12 protein-coding genes and 1 other annotated feature (1 of these 13 running past the window's edge) are annotated in these 20,405 nt (G+C 45.8%); of the genes, 7 read left to right on the top strand and 5 right to left on the bottom strand.

Annotated elements, in window-relative coordinates; translation table 11 throughout:
• Nucleotides 1-13: 13 nt before the first annotated feature.
• The 3 genes from gltB (R8N46_RS13510) to gltB (R8N46_RS13500) form a co-directional block, all read right to left on the bottom strand.
• Nucleotides 14-4,477 (bottom strand): glutamate synthase large subunit, encoded by a 4,464-nt coding sequence (gltB, locus tag R8N46_RS13510; protein WP_033906097.1) that lies wholly within the window; start codon nt 4,475-4,477, stop codon nt 14-16.
• A 448-nt stretch (nt 4,478-4,925) separates the two neighbouring features.
• A complete protein-coding gene (locus R8N46_RS13505) occupies nt 4,926-6,395 on the bottom strand; it encodes a glutamate synthase subunit beta (RefSeq protein ID WP_005384582.1) in 1,470 nt (489 codons plus the stop codon).
• The gene (gene gltB, locus R8N46_RS13500) at nt 6,395-10,945 is read right to left on the bottom strand and encodes a glutamate synthase large subunit (RefSeq protein WP_115385733.1); all 4,551 of its coding nucleotides are present in this window, start codon (nt 10,943-10,945) and stop codon (nt 6,395-6,397) included. Before gltB (R8N46_RS13500) ends, R8N46_RS13505 begins: the two co-directional genes overlap by 1 nt.
• A gap of 551 nt (nt 10,946-11,496) precedes the next feature.
• Here gltB (R8N46_RS13500) and R8N46_RS13495 point away from each other — a divergent pair.
• The 4 genes from R8N46_RS13495 to R8N46_RS13480 all read left to right on the top strand — a co-directional run bounded on the left by R8N46_RS13495 (nt 11,497) and on the right by R8N46_RS13480 (nt 17,280).
• Nucleotides 11,497-12,456, top strand: coding sequence for a TIGR01212 family radical SAM protein (locus R8N46_RS13495; RefSeq protein WP_017633631.1), 960 nt, complete (start codon nt 11,497-11,499; stop codon nt 12,454-12,456).
• A 35-nt stretch (nt 12,457-12,491) separates the two neighbouring features.
• Nucleotides 12,492-14,237, top strand: coding sequence for a GGDEF domain-containing protein (locus R8N46_RS13490; protein WP_033906101.1), 1,746 nt, complete (start codon nt 12,492-12,494; stop codon nt 14,235-14,237).
• Between the two features lie 237 nt (nt 14,238-14,474).
• Complete coding sequence (arcB, locus tag R8N46_RS13485; RefSeq protein WP_005381826.1) at nt 14,475-16,829, top strand: aerobic respiration two-component sensor histidine kinase ArcB; 2,355 nt, start codon at nt 14,475-14,477, stop codon at nt 16,827-16,829.
• A gap of 1 nt (nt 16,830) precedes the next feature.
• Nucleotides 16,831-17,280, top strand: coding sequence for a hypothetical protein (locus R8N46_RS13480; protein ID WP_005381825.1), 450 nt, complete (start codon nt 16,831-16,833; stop codon nt 17,278-17,280).
• Nucleotides 17,281-17,365: 85 nt separating this feature from the next.
• On the opposite strand, the gene arcA is transcribed toward R8N46_RS13480, so the two are convergent.
• Nucleotides 17,366-18,082 carry a two-component system response regulator ArcA gene (gene arcA / locus R8N46_RS13475; protein ID WP_005381824.1) on the bottom strand — a complete coding sequence of 239 codons (717 nt, stop codon included), beginning with the start codon at nt 18,080-18,082 and terminating at the stop codon, nt 17,366-17,368.
• A gap of 361 nt (nt 18,083-18,443) precedes the next feature.
• Between arcA and R8N46_RS13470 the strand changes: the two genes are divergently transcribed.
• Together R8N46_RS13470 and R8N46_RS13465 are read left to right on the top strand one after the other, a co-directional pair.
• Nucleotides 18,444-18,851 (top strand): DUF3293 domain-containing protein, encoded by a 408-nt coding sequence (locus tag R8N46_RS13470; protein ID WP_005381823.1) that lies wholly within the window; start codon nt 18,444-18,446, stop codon nt 18,849-18,851.
• Between the two features lie 64 nt (nt 18,852-18,915).
• Entirely contained in the window at nt 18,916-19,398 is a 483-nt protein-coding gene (locus R8N46_RS13465) for a putative 4-hydroxy-4-methyl-2-oxoglutarate aldolase (protein WP_005381822.1), read from the top strand.
• Here the strand turns inward: R8N46_RS13465 and R8N46_RS13460 are convergent.
• Nucleotides 19,395-19,865 (bottom strand): hypothetical protein, encoded by a 471-nt coding sequence (locus R8N46_RS13460; RefSeq protein ID WP_005381821.1) that lies wholly within the window; start codon nt 19,863-19,865, stop codon nt 19,395-19,397. The two genes, R8N46_RS13465 and R8N46_RS13460, sit on opposite strands and share 4 nt — an antisense overlap.
• A 423-nt stretch (nt 19,866-20,288) precedes the next feature.
• On the opposite strand from R8N46_RS13460, the gene thrL reads away from it, so the two are divergent.
• Nucleotides 20,289-20,366: a thr operon leader peptide gene (gene thrL / locus R8N46_RS13455; protein ID WP_074192076.1), complete on the top strand. Its 78-nt coding sequence runs from the start codon at nt 20,289-20,291 to the stop codon at nt 20,364-20,366.
• Nucleotides 20,302-20,405, top strand: a sequence feature (Thr leader region); it runs 16 nt beyond the window's last position. (Overlaps the previous gene by 65 nt.)

Below are 20,405 nucleotides of genomic sequence, written 5' to 3'. Positions count from 1 at the left end.
ACATCCTCCATGATTACTGTGCTTGAACACGCAGCTCTGCGGCACTGCGGCTCTGGTGACCAAGTAGCGTGCGAAGATCTGCCGCTTGTGGTTTCACCAAATAGAACTTTGGAATCCATTCATCAAAGTTCGCCAAAATATTTTCAGCATGACTCGACCCTGTTTCTTCAAGGTGTTCCGCAATTAGGCCACGCAAATGTTCTTGGTGGATGTAAAGATCGGACAATGAGATGGCTTCGACAGACTCAGTATTAACTCGACCTTCAAAGCTTTGGTTCTCATCCAGAACATAGGCAAAGCCTCCAGTCATACCCGCGCCAAAGTTCACACCTGTCGCACCAAGAATGGCAACAATACCGCCAGTCATGTACTCACAAGCGTTATCGCCAGCACCTTCAATGACGGCTATCGTACCTGAGTTTCGTACGCCGAAACGCTCACCTGCTTTACCGGCTGCAAATAGTTTACCGCCGGTCGCGCCGTACAGACAGGTGTTACCAATGATGGTTGCTTCATTACACTTAAATGCAGTGCCAAGGTGAGGTTTGATAACCACTTTACCACCCGCCATGCCTTTGCCCACGTAGTCGTTCGCATCGCCCGTGAGGTAAAGCTCTACACCACCTGCGTTCCAAACACCAAAGGACTGGCCTGCGGTGCCGTCAAGATAGATTTTGATAGGGGAAGCCGCCAACCCTTGGTTGCCATAGCGTTTTGCTATTTCGCCAGATAAGCGTGCACCAACAGAACGATCAGTGTTGATGACATTGTAGAAGAAACTTGCCGATTGACTGTTTTCGACCGCATGCATGGCATCATCAACGATCTTTTGGTTGAGCTCAGCTTTATCAAACGGTTTGTTTGGCTCTGTCCAAAATAGCGGATGGCCCTCAGGTGATACTGGAGCTTCTAGAATATTGGATAGATCCAGCTTGGTCTGTTTCGCTGTAAATCCCTCTACTGCCTCAAGTAAATCGGTACGACCAATCAAGTCCGTCAGCTTTTCAACGCCAAGTTCGGCGAGTAATCCGCGCACTTCGTCTGCCAGGCCGATGAAGTAATTCATCACCATTTCTGGTAGACCTTTGAAGTATTCTTTACGCAGTGTCTCGTCTTGAGTCGCAACCCCAGTTGCACAGTTGTTGAGGTGACAAATTCGTAGGAACTTACAACCCATAGCGACCATTGGCGCAGTACCAAAACCGAAGCTTTCTGCACCTAAAATTGCGGCTTTAACTACGTCTAAACCAGTCTTTAGACCACCGTCTACCTGTAGGCGGATCTTATGACGCAGACCATTAGCAACCAGAGCTTGTTGTGTCTCTGCCAACCCCAACTCCCAAGGGCTACCAGCGTATTTTACCGAAGTTAATGGGCTTGCTGCGGTACCACCGTCGTAACCCGAAATGGTAATAAGATCAGCGTAAGCCTTGGCTACACCCGTTGCGATGGTGCCGACACCTGGCTCGGAGACGAGTTTTACCGAAACCAGCGCATTCGGGTTGACTTGTTTAAGGTCGAAGATCAGCTGGGCCAAATCTTCAATCGAATAGATATCGTGATGCGGAGGAGGGGAGATCAGAGTCACGCCTTGTACCGAATAACGCAGTTTTGCGATTTCTGCGGTGACTTTGTGTCCTGGTAGCTGTCCACCTTCACCCGGTTTCGCACCTTGTGCCACCTTGATTTGCAGTACATCCGCATTAGTCAGGTAATGCGGCGTTACACCAAATCGGCCAGAAGCAATCTGTTTGATACGTGAGTTACGCTCAGTACCGAAACGGCGAGGATCTTCACCGCCTTCACCCGAGTTAGAGTAACCACCAAGACGGTTCATCGCCGTTGCAAGTGCTTCATGCGCTTCTGGGCTAAGTGCGCCAATGGACATTGCCGCTGAGTCAAAGCGTTTGAACAGTTCAGTGCGTGGTTCTATTTGCTCAAGTGGCAGCGGTGAGTCTGATTTTTTCAGCGACATTAAGTCACGCAGCATGGCAACAGGGCGTTGGTTTACCTGCTTAGCAAAGCTCTGATAGTCGTTACTTTCGCCAGATTTAACGGCCTGTTGCAGCGTGCCGACAACATCCGGGTTGTAAGCATGATACTCACCTCCATGGACGTACTTTAACAAGCCGCCATGATCAATCGATTTGCGTTTCGCCCATGCTTTACGAGATAAGTTTGTAAGATCTTGCTGGAAGTCGTCAAAATTCGCGCCTTCAATTCGAGTTGTGACGCCTTTAAAACACAGATCGACCACATCTTGGCTCAAGCCAACTGCTTCAAATAGTTGTGAGCAGCGGTAAGAGGCGATGGTTGAGATCCCCATTTTCGACATGATCTTGTACAGGCCTTTGTTGATGCCGTATTGGTAGTTTTGCATCACATCGCGGTAGTCTTTCTCTAGCGCTTTATCATCAATCAGTTTACCTAACGCTTCATAAGCAAGGTATGGGTAAACCGCAGTGGCACCAAAACCAAGCAAGACGGCAAATTGGTGTGGATCACGGGCTGTTGCGGTTTCGACAACAATGTTGGCATCGCAACGCAAGTTCGCGTCAATCAGACGAGTTTGAACGGCGCCGACTGCCATTGCTGCCGGAATTGGCAACTTACCTTTGACCAAGGCTCTGTCCGAAAGCACCACTAAAACCGTGCCTTCACGAACGACTTGCTCTGCTTGCTCACACAGATCATTAATGGCTTGTTTAAGATCTTTTTGTTGTGGGTCGTAATTGATATCGAGAATGGTATTACGGTAGTGATCGTCACTCAGCTCTAGTAGTTGCTGCATGTCTGAATAGAGCAGTACTGGAGAATCAAAGGTTACACGATGCGCGTGGCCATCGGTTTCACAGAAGACATTCATTTCCTGACCGATGCTGGTCGCCAGCGACATGACGTGTTTCTCACGCAGTGGATCGATTGGTGGGTTGGTGACCTGCGCGAACTTCTGACGGAAGTAATCAGTCACCAAGCGCTCTTTCGAAGAAAGAACCGCCATCGGGGTGTCATCACCCATCGAACCGACGGCTTCTTGCCCCATATCACCTAGGACACGCAATACTTGATCGACTTCTTCATTGCTCATGGCAAACTGCTTTTGATAAGTCTTAAGCAAGTCTTCATCAAAGCTACGCTCACCTACTTGATCTTCAGGCAGCTGAGAGAACGGCGTTAGTTTGCGAACGTTGTTCTCCATCCATTCGCGATAAGGGTGACGAGATTTCAGATCATTATCGATCTCGCTAGATTGCCAAAGCTTACCTTTACGAGTGTCGATGACGAGCAATTCCCCCGGACCTACACGACCTTTTTTGGCAACTTCATCTGGGGCGTAATTCCAAATCCCTACCTCAGATGCCAGAGTGATCAGCTTGTCTTTGGTAATTACATAACGCGCAGGACGTAGACCGTTTCGGTCTAGGTTACAAGCAGCATAACGACCATCGGACAGTACGATACCTGCTGGGCCATCCCATGGTTCCATGTGTTTGGAGTTGAAATCGTAAAACGCACGCAAATCCGGATCCATATCCGGGTGGTTTTGCCATGCTGGCGGTACGAGCATACGCATGGCACGGAAGATATCCATGCCGCCAGCTAAGAAGAGATCTAGCATATTATCTAAGCTAGACGAGTCTGAGCCTGTCTCGTTCACAAACGGTGCTGCAGTTTGTAGGTCAGGCAGCAGTGGTGACGAGAACTTATAAGCACGAGCGCGTGCCCATTGTCGGTTACCTTCAATGGTATTGATCTCACCATTATGAGCAAGGTAGCGGAACGGTTGAGCTAATGGCCAACGCGGTTGAGTGTTGGTAGAAAAACGCTGGTGGAACAGACAGATAGCAGATTCCATACGTAGATCGGCAAGATCAAGATAAAAGCGCGGTAAGTCCGCAGGCATGCATAGGCCTTTGTACACCAAAACTTGAGTCGACAAGCTACAGATGTAGAAATCCGGATCTTCGGTGATTTGTTTCTCGATGCGACGGCGTGCGATGTAGAGACGACGTTCAATGTCACGCTCGCGCCAACCTGCCGGTGCAGAGATAAAGACTTGCTGAATATTTGGAAGCGAGTTGGCCGCAATTGGACCGAGTACTTCTGAATTAGTTGGTACTTCACGCCAACCAGCCACAGTTAGCGTCTCTTGCGCCAGTTCTTTGTTGACGATGTCTTTAGCGAGTTGAGCTTTGACTGGATCTTGGTTGAAGAAAATCATCCCTACGGCGTATTGCTTGCCAAGGTTGAAACCATTTTCTTCGGCAATAAGACGTAAATAGGAATCGGGCTTTTGTAATAGAAGACCACAACCATCACCAGTTTTACCATCGGCGGCGATACCACCACGGTGAGTCATGCGGTCAAGTGCAGAAATTGCTGTACGTACCAGCTTGTGGCTTTGTTCGCCTTCCATATGCGCGATCAAGCCAAATCCACAGTTGTCTTTCTCAAGACTTGGATCATAAAGAGCCATTGCAATTCTCCCTTTGCTTATCCGTCATCCCGACAGATATATCAACACTGCTTACGTTGATATCGATGACTAACTATGCGTCATCTTTATAGCTTTATGTATAATTATTCAGTAAAAGTTGTGAAATATTTAACATTTTTTGAGTGTTTTATTTTCATCAACTTCACAAGCTATAGCTTATTGTAAAAAAGGTCAAGTTATTAGTGGATCATCACGTGAATATACGATTTACCATTTAATAAGCTAAAATAGTTTAATAATTTCAAATAGATAGAAAATTGATTGTTACAAAAAAGTAACATTTGATTCTGTGGGAGATAAAAAAGACCAGCATAAAATGCTGGTCAAAATAGAAAGATTGGAAGGAATTGTTTTCTTTCTTCACCGATAGCCATCGATATTGCTGATGGCTATTAGGCAATTGAAAGAGCGAAGCATGACTGCTTCGTTAAGCAGAAAGCATCAGTGAATCTGCTTTTGCTTCTAGGTTTGTTCCACCCATTAGGTAATCATCGATAGCACGGGCACATTCACGGCCTTCGTTGATACAACGAACAACCAGAGATTGGCCTGTTCGCATATCACCAGCAGCAAATACGCCTTCTTGGTTAGTAGCAAAATCTTGAGTTGCTACGTTACCGCGATCATCTAGCGCGATATCCAGTTGAGCAAGTACACCTGTTGGTTCTGGGTGTAGGAAGCCCATCGCTAGAAATGCCATATCACACGGAATCACTCGCTCGCTGCCTTCAACTTCTTTAAAGCCTGGACGCTCGCCAGGTTTCGCCTCTTCCCAAACGATATCAGCCAAACGAAGACCGGTAACTTCACCTTTGTCGTTACCGATGAACTCTTTAGTTAGGATGTTCCAGTGGCGATCAACGCCTTCTTCATGAGATGTCGAAGTACGTAGGATCATTGGATATTGAGGCCAAGGCATATTGGCAGGACGCTTTTCTGGTGGAATCGGCATGATTTCCACTTGAGTTACACTTGCTGCGCCGTGACGGTTTGATGTTCCCACACAGTCTGAACCCGTATCACCACCACCGATAACCACAACATGTTTACCCGCAGCGTGAATTTCTTCCGTTTTCAGGTCCATGTTATTGGCGCGACGGTTGTTTTGACCTAGGAATTCCATCGCGAAGTGAACGCCTTTTAGTTCACGACCCGGAACGGGCAAATCACGTGGAACCGTTGAGCCACCGGTTAGTAGAACCACATCGAACTCTTGACGCAATTGTTGAGCATTTACATCAACACCGACGTGTTGGTTTACTTTAAACTCAATGCCAGCTTCTGCCATTAGATTGATCTTGCGATCAATGACTTCCATGCTCAGTTTAAAGTCTGGGATACCAAAACGTAGCAGACCGCCCACTTTCTCGTCTCGCTCGAATACTGTCACGGTATGGCCTGCGCTGTTTAGCTGCTCAGCAGCCGCAAGACCAGCAGGTCCAGAGCCAATGATCGCCACCGTTTTACCAGTGCGAGAACGTGGCGTTTTTGGTTTGGCGTACCCTTCACGATACGCCGTTTCTACGATAGTTTTTTCGATATTACAGATAGTGATTGGGTCTTGGTTGATACCAAGAACACAAGCACTTTCACATGGAGCAGGGCAAACACGACCAGTAAACTCTGGGAAGTTGTTCGTCGAGCTTAGGATGTTCCAAGCTTCTTCCCAGCTATCACGATAAACCGCATCGTTAAATTCTGGGATGATGTTACCGATAGGGCAGCCGTTATGACAAAACGGCACGCCACAATCCATACAACGAGAAGCTTGAGTATTGATCTTGTCACCAAACTCCTCGTTCAGAACGAACTCTTTGTTGTTCTTGATGCGTTCAGCTGGGTCAATCTTCTGTGGTAGTTCGCGACCATGCTCTAAAAATCCAGTAGGCTTACCCATTATACGGCCTCCACTTGAGTTTCGTTTCCTTGAGACAGTGCTTCAGCTTTGCGTTTTTGAAGAACTGCTTTGTAGTCACGCGGCATTACCTTAGCCATAGAGGCTAGGCTAGCTTCAAAATTGTTTAGGAAAGACTGAGCGACTTCACTTCCTGTGAATTGAACATGCTTAGTTAGCATGTCGAGTAATAGATCTCTGTCTTCTTGCTCGATTGGATCTAGGTCTACTAGCTCTGGGTTCAGTTTCGACTCAAAGTCACCTGATTTATCCCATACGTATGCCACGCCGCCACTCATACCTGCGGCAAAGTTACGACCTGTTGAACCAAGGATAATTGCTGCACCGCCAGTCATGTATTCACAACCGTGGTCACCGACGCCTTCTACTACTACTTTCGCGCCTGAGTTACGAACACAGAAACGTTCACCAGCCATACCGCGAATGAAAGACTCACCCGAAGTTGCACCGTAGAAACATACGTTACCCACCACGATGTTGTCTTCCGCGACAATGCTTGATTTCGCATCTGGGTAAAGTACTAACGTACCGCCAGATAAGCCTTTACCCCAGTAGTCGTTCGCATCACCTTCCACTTCGAACTTCACGCCCTTAGCTAGGAATGCACCGAATGACTGACCCGCAGAGCCTTTGAACTTCACGTTCATTGGCTGAGGTAGACCGGCATCTTTGTACACTTTCGAGATTTCGTTCGACAACATGGTACCTGCAGAGCGGTCCGTGTTGACGATAGGGAACTCGGCATTCACCGCTTCGCCTTTCTCGAGTGCAGGAATCGCTGCTTGAATCAGCTTACGGTCTAGCACTTCTTCTAGGTTGTGGTTCTGCTGAGCTTGGTTGAATACACCATCAGCTTCACGTGGTTGCTCAACGTGGAGAACAGGAGACAGATCTAGGTTCTTGTATTTCCAGTGAGAAACGTCTTGGCGAATCTTCAGTTTCTGACCTTGACCGACCATCTCATCGATAGTGCGGAAGCCAAGTTCGGCCATGATTTCACGCAGACCTTGTGCCATGTATTGGAAGAAGGTTACGACGTCTTCTACGCGACCATCAAAGCGCTCACGAAGCGTCTTGTTTTGAGTCGCGATACCAACAGGACAGGTGTTCTTATGACACTTACGCATCATGATACAACCTTCAACCACCAAGGCTGCGGTTGCCACGCCCCATTCTTCTGCACCAAGTAGTGTTGCCACTGCTAGGTCGCGAGGTGTCTTCATCTGACCATCCGCTTGAACCACGATACGGTTACGTAGACCGTTCTTCAGTAGCGTTTGGTGCGTTTCTGCCAAACCAAGTTCCCAAGGAAGACCGGTATGACGGATTGAAGACATTGGGGATGCACCAGTGCCACCGTCGAAACCTGCTATTAGTACAACGTCCGCTTTCGCTTTCGCTACACCAGAAGCGATCGTACCTACGCCTGCTTCTGATACCAGCTTCACGTTTACACGGCCTGCGCGGTTCGCGTTCTTCAAGTCGTAGATAAGCTGAGCCAAATCTTCGATTGAGTAGATATCGTGGTGTGGTGGTGGAGAGATAAGGCCAACGCCCGGAGTCGAGTGACGCGTTGCACCGATCCAGTCATCTACTTTATCGCCTGGTAGCTGACCACCTTCACCTGGCTTCGCACCTTGAGCCATTTTGATTTGCAGCTCTTCAGCGTTAGTTAGGTAGTAAGAGGTTACGCCGAAACGACCTGAAGCCACCTGCTTGATTGCAGAGCGTTCCCAATCGCCGTTCTCTTTGCGCTCGAAACGCATTGGGTCTTCACCACCTTCACCAGAGTTCGATTTCGCGCCAAGACGGTTCATCGCAACTGCCAGTGTGGAGTGTGCTTCGTAAGAAATAGAACCGAATGACATAGCGCCCGTCGCGAAGCGTTTCACGATGCTTTCAATTGGTTCGACTTCGTCGATAGAGATAGAACCTGCTGGGTTCTTAATGAATTCTAGCTGGCTACGCAGAGTTACTGCGTTGTCACCTTGTTTATCTACGGCTGTCGCGTACTGCTTGAACTGATCGTAGTTCTTGTTGCGCGTAGACTCTTGCAGTAGAGAAATGGTTTCTGGGTTGAATAGGTGCTTCTCACCACGCTGTTTCCATTGGTAAACACCACCAACATCCAGCATTTGAATTGGGATTTCGCGTTGTGGGTAACCGATGCGGTGACGGATCAGCACTTCTTTGGCGATATCATCAAGGGTTAGACCTTGGATACGAGAAACTGTACCTGTGAAGTATTTGTCTACCACGGATTTATGGATGCCCAAGGCTTCGAAGATTTGCGCACCATGGTACGACTGTAGCGTTGAGATACCCATCTTCGAGAAGATCTTCAGAAGACCGCCATTGATCGCTTTACGGTAGTTGTTGAACAGATCACGAGGGTTCGCTTCTGGATCCAACTTCTTCGTACGTTGAAGTTCAATGATGGTTTCAATCACTAGGTAAGGGTTAACCGCATTCGCACCGTAACCAAGTAGCGTTGCAAAGTGGTGCGTTTCACGCGCGTCACCAGTTTCAACCACGATGTCACACTTCGCACGTAGACCTTTACGGATCAAGTGGTGGTGCACTGCGCCAACTGCCAGCATTGCTGGGATCGCCGCGTGGTTTGAATTCACTGCGCGGTCAGTGAGTAGGATGATTGAGTAACCATCGATAACCGCGTCTTCTGCGTATTGGCAGATACGTTTTAATGCACGCTCAAGTTTGCCTTGATCTTCACTAGCTTGGAATACGATATCCAACGTTTTCGCTTGTAGGTGCTCGTTATCGATCGCACGCAGTTTTTCAAGCTCTGAGTTCGCCAGAACCGGCGATTCTAATTCGACTTTCTGACAGTGAAGTGGTGTTTCAGTCAGAAGGTTTTGGTCTTTACCCAAGTAAGTGTTCAGCGACATAACCATACGCTCACGGATCGGGTCGATCGGTGGGTTGGTTACCTGTGCGAACAGCTGCTTGAAGTAGTTAGAAAGATGTTGAGACTGATGAGATAGAACCGCAAGAGGCCAGTCGGCACCCATTGCTGATAATGGCTCTTTCGCGTCATTCGCCATTGGAACGATGATTTCGTTCACTTCTTCAGTGCTTACGCCAAACGCTTGTTGGCGGTGTAGAAGGTGTTCTGGCTTAGGTTGGCTGAACTGGTTGCTCGCATCTGGCAGCTTCTTCAAGCTCAGTAGGTTTTCTTCTACCCATTTCTCGTAAGGCTGTGCCGTTGCGATGGTGTCTTTCACTTCTTCATCGGAGATGATGCGACCTTGCTCTAGGTCTGCAACGAAGATACGACCCGGTTGTAGACGACCACGGAACTCTACGTTCTCTGGTTCAATATCCACAACACCAGATTCAGATGCCATCACTAGGAAGTTATCTTTGGTCACTGTGTAGCGAGAAGGGCGCAAACCGTTACGGTCTAGTGTCGCACCAACTTGAACACCATCAGTAAAACATACTGAAGCAGGACCATCCCATGGTTCCATGATGTTCGCGTGGTACTGATAGAACGCGCGACGTTTAGGATCCATGTTTTTGTTTTCTTGCCATGCTTCCGGGATCATCATCATCAATGCGTGTGGCAGGCTGCGACCAGAAAGAACTAGGAGCTCAAGTGCCATATCGAAGTTAGATGAATCCGAGCTGCCTTCCTGACAGATTGGAAGAAGCATGTCGATTTCAGCCTGAGTGAACAGGTCTGATTCTAGGATTGCTTCACGGGCTTTCATCCAGTTCAAGTTACCGCGAACTGTATTGATTTCGCCGTTGTGGGCAATGTAACGGAAAGGCTGTGCAAGACGCCATTTCGGGAAGGTGTTGGTAGAGAAACGAGAGTGTACCAGTGCCAGTGCAGTCACCATGGTCGGGTTTTGCAGATCGAGGAAGTACTGAGGTACTTGCTCAGTCGTTAACTGACCTTTGTACACTAATGTCTTGTAAGACATGGAGTTAATGTAGAAGTCGTCACCAATGTTCGAAACGCTTTCTAGGCAAACGCGTACGGTGTAATTACGAAGTACGTACAGTTTGCGTTCTAGCTCTTCAGGCGTGATGCCAGGGCCGCCGGAGATAAACACATGCTCAAATTGAGGCTCTGTGCTTAGAGGGTCGGCACCAATCATGGAGTTGTCGGTTGGTAATACGCGGTAGCCGATAACTTCAAGGTCTAGACGCTGTGCGTTGCGTTCTAGAATGTCACGGCATTGTTCGCGTTTGTATTCGTCTTTCGGGAAAAGAACGACACCAACACCATACTTTTCAAACGAAGGCAGTTTAATGCCTAGCTTAACGGCTTCTTCTAATAGGAATTCATGAGGTTTTTGTAACAAGATACCCGCACCGTCACCGCTGCATGGGTCACAACCTTGACCACCACGGTGTTCCATGCGAGCCAGCATATCCAATGCTTGAGTCACTACTTCATGAGATTTACGGTTTTTAAGGTGAGCAACAAAACCGATACCACAAGCGTCATGCTCCAGTTCCGGAGTGTACAGACCCTGTGGATTTTGCTCTCTATCTACCATAGATACATCCTTCCAGTTCAATGTCGACGCAAAAGTACCGGGCAGCAAATACTACCTAGACTATTGAATACGTCTTGTCCTTTATATTTATTATCGCCACCGATCTAGGTTGACCGGTCTTGATTCCTTTCCGTATCTCGCAGGAAAAGTTTTGCGAGAAAAACAATCCTTGGTGGTATCCCTTTATTTATTATCACTATCTAGTGATTTATATAGGTAGGAGTGGGATAACACCGACAAATCCCGCAGTGTGCTTTGTAATAAAAGTCACAAAAATAACGGGGTTGTGTAAGTATCCTACAATTTTGTCACTTCAGAATGCAATGAAAAAGTCGGCGTTGTGACCCAATTTTTTCGTTTAATTATGCATTTTTAGTTTAACATTTACGCAACATGAACGATTTTTGTCTTTAATTATGCAAGTTTATTGATTTTGACCTGCATGATGGGTGTTTGAATTGATTAATATTGTGTGTTTTTTCTTGCAGGGATGTAATTTATTTACACAGATCGTAGTGAGATTGATTACGATTTATTGTTGGTGAGAATTTATGCAGTTACATGAGTTGGTCAATACAATCGGCCAAGATCTTCAGCGTCGATACGGTGAAAAGGTTCATAAGTTAACATTGCACGGTGGATTTAGTTGCCCTAACCGCGATGGCACGATTGGGCGGGGAGGATGTACATTTTGCAATGTGGCTTCGTTTGCAGATGAAGAAGTCCAGATAAAAAGCATTCACGAACAGTTAAAAGATCGCGCAGGTGAAATTCACAGAGCGAAGAAGTATCTCGCTTATTTTCAGGCCTACACCAGTACCTATGCAGAAGTACAAGTTCTCAAAAACATGTATGAGGAAGCACTAAAGGCTGCAGACATGGTTGGTCTTTGTGTGGGGACGCGTCCTGATTGCGTCCCTGATGCGGTATTGGATTTACTGTCGGGCTATGTACAGCAAGGTTATGAAATTTGGCTAGAACTAGGTCTTCAAACCGCCAACAACGACACCCTCAAACGTATCAATCGTGGTCATGACTTTGAGTGTTATGCCGAAATCACTAAGCGTGCTCGAACACTCGGAATCAAGGTTTGTACTCACTTAATTGTGGGTTTACCCAAAGAAACCCGCGCCGAAAATATTGAAACGCTGCAAAAAGTGTTGGCCGTGGGAACGGATGGCATCAAGTTACATGGCTTGCATATTGTCGAAGGTAGCACCATGGCGAAAGCTTGGCGTGCTGGAAAGCTAGAAGCCCCTGAATTAGAAGAATATGTTGCGATCGCCAGTGAAATGATTCGTATGACACCACCAGATGTGATTTATCATCGCGTTTCATCAGCAGCCAGGAGGCCCACGTTATTATCGCCTCTGTGGTGTGAAAACCGTTGGCTAGCGATGACGGAAATTGGTCGAGATCTCAGTGCTCATGGTGCTCAAGGGAGTCTTACGGGGAATACCTTTATCTATACTAAACCGGAATTAATAGCAGATCGCTCAATAAATAACTGATATATTTTAACCAGTGTTCTTTGAAGGTTTAAACGATGGATCAGTTACTCAATTGGCTTTGGGGTGGTCAAGGCGGTTATGGCTATGTCGTCTTGTTGTTAATCGCAGGCGTGTGCGCGTTAGCACTGATCTATTTGCACTTTCAGACGTCACTTAAGCAACTAGTAACGGATTCTCCCTATCCAGTCATAGTGGTGGACACTAGCCATGCTCAGCTCTTGCTATCTAACCAGGCTGCGATGCAGTTATTAGGCATTCGCTCTTTGGGAACGGGGTATTTGTATCCTGCTTTATTCGATATTCATGAGCTTGAGCAGTTTCTCGATCGCTTCTCTAGTCGTCATTTTCGTCAGCAGGCTTTTGACTGGCGACTATCTGATAGTGAATCTATTAAAGTGGAGCTGTCAGGCAGAAAGAGTTTATTGCGCAATCATCGAGTTTGGATTCTTTATGCTCAGCCATATCAAGCCACTCACCAAGAGCAGCAACAAGAACTTGCACAATTAATCATCGCACGTTCGGCATTAGACTCACTTTCAGAGCTGATTTGTACCCAAGACCGCCAAGGCAATCTGTTAACGACCAATCGAGCATTTGATCAATTCTGGCAAGGGCGAAGGGAAGAAGCTTGCGCATCCAAGACCTTGGGTGAGATGACCAGAAAAAGCGAACGTAAATGGACAACGGATCCACAAGGTCGAAGTTGCTTACTGGAAGTCAATCAAAACTCTCTTGTTTCGCCGAGTGGTGAGCTTATCGGTACGCTGTCTATTAGTCATGACGTGACTGAATGGCACAAGATGCAACAGAATCTGCGAGATGAAATGGAGCGTCGCAAAGATACAGAGGTGGCGCTAGCGCAAAGAGATACTATCTTACAAACGATTCTGGATGCCAGTCCGGACTCTATTGGTATTTTCAATGAGAACATGGTCTATCAAGCGTGTAATCAGCCTTTTGTTAAGGCGTTAGGAATTTCAAAAATTTCTGATTTGATAGGTAAGCGCCTCCAAGACGTGATTCCTAAAGAGATGTACGCGCGCTTAGCAGACAGTGACTTAGAAGCATTACGCCAGTTAGAGCCAGTTCGATACATAGATAAAGTCGTGAGTAGTGATGGTAAAAGTACGTGGTTTGATGTGGTGAAATCGCCTTTTAAAGATAAAGCATCAGGAACGAATGGTGTGCTGATCATGGCGCGTGATATTTCTGAGCGTTATCTTGCAGAACAAAAGTTGGAAAAAGCCAACCTAGAGTTAGAAAAATTGAGCTTTATGGATAGCTTAACTCAAGTATCGAACCGACGCCGTTTCGATGAACAACTGCAGGTATTGTGGTACCACCATGCTAGAGAAAAGCTGCCGCTCACCATCATGTTATGTGACATCGACTTTTTCAAAGATTACAACGACTGTTACGGTCACCAACAAGGTGATGAAGCGTTAGTCAGTGTTGCTACCGTGTTTACACAAGTCATCAATCGTTCTTCGGATTGTGTTGCGCGTTATGGTGGCGAGGAGTTTGGTTTTATCTTGCCGAATACCACCACGGAAGGTGCGCGCAACGTAGCACAGCGTATTCATGAGAAAATTCTACAGCTTGATATGGAACACGACAGTTCAGAAGCATCTGAACGCCTTACCGTCAGTATCGGTCTGGTCTCTTACATTCCTCAGCATGGTGATGAACCCGAAATGGGCATCGCTATGGCTGACAGTGCGTTATATCAAGCTAAAGCTGATGGACGTAATCGCACCTGTATTCACCCCAGTTCTTGCTAACGCTTTGTGACCGCTTGCTCTAAGTTGATAGCTGATTGTTTAAATCACCGTATTAAACACGTTAAAATTACAGAAGCCTGTGTGCTCGTTGGTTTATCTTTCTATCTCGTGTCACAAGCGCAGATCGCACCGTGTGTTTTTCACTAATCAAACAGACCTAAATTGCGTTAGGTCGAGTGCATTTACCTGTTTTTCATCATCGAATGGCGCTATCTAGCCACCACCATGGAGTAGTTAATGAAACCCATGAAAAATCTCGCCCAGTATTATGTCGACTTGCTAGTCAAACTGGGGATTGTTCGCTTCTCTATTTTGCTAGCCCTTGCGCTGGTGGCATTAGCTGTTGTGGTGCAGGTAGGGATTACTTTAGCTCTTAAAGGGCGAGTAGATGATATCGACATTGTCCGTTCGGTGTTTTTTGGTCTATTGATCACCCCTTGGGCGGTTTACTTCCTCTCTGTGGTTGTCGATCAACTAGAAGAGTCTCGCCAGCGTTTAACTAAGCTGGTGTCCAAACTGAAGGACATGCGTTCGCGAGATCAAGAGCTGAATTACCAACTTCAACAAAACATTGAAAAGCTTAACCAAGAAATTGAAGAGCGTATTAAAGCGGAAGAAGCACGTGAAGAGGCGATGCAAGACCTCGAAAATGAGGTGTTCCAACGCGAACGTACTCAATTAGAGTTGGCAGAACGTACCGCATTACTGCGTTCATTTATTGATGCCTCACCAGACTTAATTTACTACCGCAATGCGGATGGTGTTTTCTCTGGCTGTAACCGCGCGATGGAAGAGCTAACGGGCAAGAAAGAGCACCAGTTAGTCGGATTAAGCCCTTGGGATGTGTATAGCAAAGAAATCGCCGAGCATATCGTTGATACTGACCAAAAGGTTTTTGCCGATAATCAAGCGATTACTTACGAGCAATGGCTCGAATACCCAGATGGTCGCAAGCATTACTTTGAGCTTCGTAAAGTGCCATTTTACAGCAAAGATGGCCGCCACCTTGGTCTCGTTGGGTTCGGTCGTGATATCACTGAACGTAAGCGCCATGAAGAGTCGTTAGAGAAAGCAAGCCGCGACAAAACTACCTTTATCTCAACCATCAGTCATGAGCTGCGAACGCCGCTGAATGGCATTGTAGGCTTAAGTCGTATGCTTCTAGATAGTCCGTTGACAGAAGAGCAGCGTAAACACATGCAGACCATCAATGTGAGTGCGATTACGCTAGGTAACATCTTCAACGATATTATCGATATGGATAAATTTGATCGCCGTAAGTTAGAACTATTACCTGCGCCACTTAACTTCGAAGACTTCGTCGCAGAGATTGAGAGTATCTCTGCTCTGATGGCGGAACAAAAAGGGTTACGCTTTGACTTAGAACGTTTAAGCGACTTGCCAAAAGCAATTGAAGTGGATGCAACCCGTCTACGTCAGGTGATTTGGAACTTGGTCAGCAACGCAATGAAGTTCACCAAAGAAGGTGGCGTTGTGATGACAGTGAGCGCGGATGTCGAAGACGATTTTGCGACCATTATTATGGAAGTGGAAGACACAGGTATTGGTATTCCAGACGAAGAGCTAGATAAGATCTTTGCGATGTACTACCAAGTGAAATCAGGCAAGGACAACCTGCATGCGGTCGGTACAGGTATTGGTTTGGCGGTATCTAAGCAACTGATCAATATGATGGATGGTGACATTACGGTTACCAGTGAGGAAGGCTTTGGTAGCACTTTTACTGTATCGATCCACGTTCCGATTGTTGAACTAGCTGAGCCAGTCATTGATGCGAAACGCGACAATGTGCGCCTCAACATATTTATGGTCGAAGACATCGAGCTTAACGTAACTGTGGCTAAATCGTTACTAGAGAGCCTAGGGCACTCTGTCACCGTGGCAATGACGGGCCAAGAAGCGTTAGTGAACTTTGTGCCAGAAAAATACGACTTAGCGTTGTTGGATATCCAACTGCCTGATATGACGGGCTTTGATGTCGCCAATTATTACCGCAAGCATTATAACAATCTTCCTCCATTGGTCGCCTTAACTGCTAATGTAATGAAAGATCGTCGTGAATACTTAGATAACGGCATGGATGATGCGATCAGTAAGCCGCTGGCAGTGAATGCTATTCAGTCAGTGATTGATAAATTCTTCGCTCACCAGTTAGAACAACCTAAGGAAGTGGTGAGCGGTCCCGAAACAGTGGAAGAGCCAGTGCCTTCTCCTGTGATTGAGACACATTTGCTCGATATGGATATGTTAGAGTCTTACGTCGACATTGTTGGTGCAAAACCTGTCTACGACAGCATAAAAATGTTTGAAGATATGATGCCAGACTATATCGATGTCTTAGATTCGAACATGACAGCGAAAGATCAAGATGGGATTGTTTCTGAAGCGCATAAAATCAAAGGTGCTGCAGGTTCAATTGGCCTGAAACGTATCCAAAGTGTGGCGCAAAAAGCGCAATCGCCCGATATGCCAGCATGGTGGGAAAACATTTCAGACTGGGTTGAAGAGATCAAAAATGAATACCAAAACGATATTCAAGTCCTCAAAAGTTGGTTGGAACAAAGGAAATAACATGAAAAGAATCGCACCATTGGCATTAGCCATGGCATTGATGGCAGGCTGTAGTTCCGTTCCAAATGTGAATTGGCAACAAAACAGTCAGATTACGATTAATGAGGTTAATGTTGAGCTCAAAAGTAATTTATGGGTGAACCTCATGCCGAATATTGGGGACGTGGAAGAGCAAAGTATTCAAGGTGCACTTTACCTCGAAGGAGATCAGTTACTTCCTGCAAATCTAACGGCAGAAGCTCTTATTATTAAACAGGGGCAAAAAGAGTGGTTGGTGGACAGTGCGTCTTTAGATACTCGAACGCACAGTGAAAGCCGATGGGAGGTGGCGTTCTCGTCTCACATTGATGTGAACACAGAAAAATCGGTTGATATCGCAGTGCTTCTAGACGATGCGGGTAAACAGCGTTGGTTAGTCGAAAAGTACGTGAAGATTAACAAGGTTTATTAACCGCAATGATGTTGCATTAGTCGTTAGACCTAAAACAAAAAGGGCTTGCTCAATGAGCAAGCCCTTTGCATATTAGCGGTTAAATCTAGTCTTCTAGATCGCCACAGAAGCGGTAACCTTCGCCGTGGATAGTGGCGATGATTTCTGGCGTACCTGAAACAGACTCAAAGTGCTTACGGATACGACGAATCGTTACGTCTACAGTACGGTCGTGTGGCTTAAGTTCACGACCAGTCATCTTCTTAAGAAGATCTGCACGAGTTTGAATCTTACCCGGGTTCTCACAGAAGTGCAGTAATGCGCGGAACTCAGAGCGAGGTAGCTTGTAGCTATCACCAGCAGGGCTTACTAGAGAGCGGCTGTTGATGTCTAGTACCCAACCGTTGAATTCATACTTTTCTACCGAGCGCTTCTCTTCTTGCACCGCGTTAGAGCTCATTGAGCGACTAAGTAGGTTACGTGCACGAATAGTTAGTTCACGTGGGTTGAATGGTTTAGTGATGTAGTCATCTGCACCAATCTCAAGACCTAGGATCTTGTCTACTTCATTGTCACGGCCTGTCAGGAACATTAAAGCAATGTTCGCTTGCTCGCGTAATTCACGCGCTAGTAGAAGGCCATTCTTGCCTGGAAGATTAATGTCCATAATAACCAAGTTGACTGAGTTATCAGACAACACTTGGTGCATCTCTTCACCGTCACTGGCTTCAAAAACAGCGTATCCCTCTGCTTCAAAAATACTCTTAAGAGTGTTACGAGTTACTTGCTCATCTTCAACGATAAGAATCTGCGGGGTTTGCATTGGCGGTACCTAAATTTGTGACAAAATTGTGCTAATAGAATAAATTCTAGGCAAAAATATAACATACAGGTAATGTGATTTTGATAATAAATCAAGTTGATCAAAAAAACACTTCTTTCAGTTATCCGCCCTCCATGGAATTTTGCCAACTCACCAGTATCCAATGGCGACGTTTATTCTAAAGGGCTTGTTTACCTTTCATTTCCTGCTTTCAGTGGGGCCTGAAACGTAAACACCCTAAGATATTGAGCGGATTTTATATTGTTAACAGCATGCTAACAATGCTCAAATGTTAATTCCATTCAGTTTGTTGATTTATATCAATTGATGAAATGTAACTGTTATTAATCGTTTAAGACTTATGATAGAAAAAAGTAATAAGAACATAGACGCATCGTTATGGAATGCTTATTCAGAATCTTTTTTCAGATTCGAAGCCGAGTGGCGTGTTTCAAACTATGCTGTGATAACCGCTTGGAACCCATACAGTAACTTGAGGTCCAAAGAAGAGAACAGCATAAACAATCACGCGTTAGAAAAACAGCTACAGCACGTTAATTACGCGCCTGTCACGGTAGGTGATAGCGCTTTTACATGGTATGAGGAAAGCTTTGCCGTCGAGTTGTCGCCAGAGGTAGCCGTTGAATTGGCGAGTGACTTTCAACAAAACGCGATTTATTACGTCATTAATGACCAACTTTATCTTATTGCGTGCTCGCAGCCGAAAGTTTTTCATACGTTAGGCTCCATTAAACCTCGGCTCGTATAGAAGGTATAGAAAAGGATACTGCTCACTGAAGCACCGCTTGGGTGAGAAAATTCACGGAGGAAATATGAGAGACATTACACCCGATATTTGTGACCAATTTGAAGACCAAGTGAGCTTGCTTACTTTACCATTGCAGAACTTTGGTCAACGTAGCGCTTTTTACGGTGAAATCGTTACGGTGCGCTGCTATCACGATAACTCGAAAGTGCGTGAAGTACTGGGCGAAGATGGAACGGGTAAAGTATTGATTGTTGACGGACATGGATCGTGTCAGAGAGCATTACTCGGCGATCAATTAGCGATACTCGGAATAGAAAATGGGTGGGAAGGTATCATTGTCTATGGTGCAATACGCGACGTAGCACAAATATCTCAAATGGACATTGGCGTTCAAGCTCTTGGAACTAACCCGTTTAAAACAGAGAAACGCGGGATAGGAGAGGTAAACGTAACCTTAACGATGCAAAACCAAATCGTTCAACCTAAGCACTACGTTTACGCGGACTGGAACGGTGTGTTGATTTCTAAGCAAAAGCTGGACTTCTAAAAACGAAAGCCTAAACCAACCTCAAAGCCTTGTTGCCAATCTTGGTAATCAAGAGTCGCGTGAAGATCCAGTTTATCGGTAATTTTTACGCGACTTGATACTTCAGCCGCGAGGCTACTGTCGTCTTGGCGAATACCTTCCGCTGTTTCGTTCTTGTAAGAGCGAACTGTACTTTTCAGCGTGACACGATCATTAAAGTGATAGCTGATCCCACTCAAAAAACCACTTTGATTTTTGGTAGGAGAGTTATTGACTCGCGCACCGACATAAACGTCTACCGAATCAAAAAGTTCGTAAGCGTAACCCGTATCGATATTCCAAACATCAAAACTGTCAGACTGATAACTGTCGCTGGAAATGAATAGTTTATGAGGAGAAGGGGATGTTTTACCTGGAAGCGGCGGAAGCTCGTTTGCTAGACAAACACCAGGCACAAAAAACAGCAACAGAAAAAGCCCTCTTTTCATGTTCACCACTCCTTGTGTCAACTTTTTTATTAGTATGCGCCCAAAGCTTCTCACTATTAAAGCATAGAATATGAAAGCTAGCTCACCTATTTTCTAAATAATTCGATCCTATGAACATAAGTCACAGTTAAGTTGTTGTTATGTGTCACAACCCTCTCGAATTATTTGATCGTACGTTTTATGGCAAAGATCAGACTAGTTATTAGATAAAAAACCGAACTGGTGATGATGGTTAAGTCCTTTACAAAAACTAACTGTAGATTTTTAAATGATCAATAATGTGTAATTAACTATAAATATCAATGACATTGCTTAGCAGAATTCTCTGAAAGATGGAAAAACAAACAATTTTTTGTTGACTATGTATCAGAAACTCGGTAAACGTAGAGTTAAGCAAACACAATTAACGTTGAATATTTATTTATGCCATCTAACAGCCTAGTAGTAATGACCACGACCATTATTATTACCGACACGACACATGTTGGGGCAGGCTGCTGAGCGAAAGAAATTCACAAAAAAGGCCTGTATCCAACAAGA

The sequence above is a fragment of the Vibrio sp. 1874 genome (assembly GCF_033344395.1).
GTDB lineage: Bacteria > Pseudomonadota > Gammaproteobacteria > Enterobacterales > Vibrionaceae > Vibrio > Vibrio alginolyticus.
The sequence above is the reverse complement of the archived record's forward strand: the minus strand, read 5'-3'. Positions and strand labels throughout refer to the sequence as shown.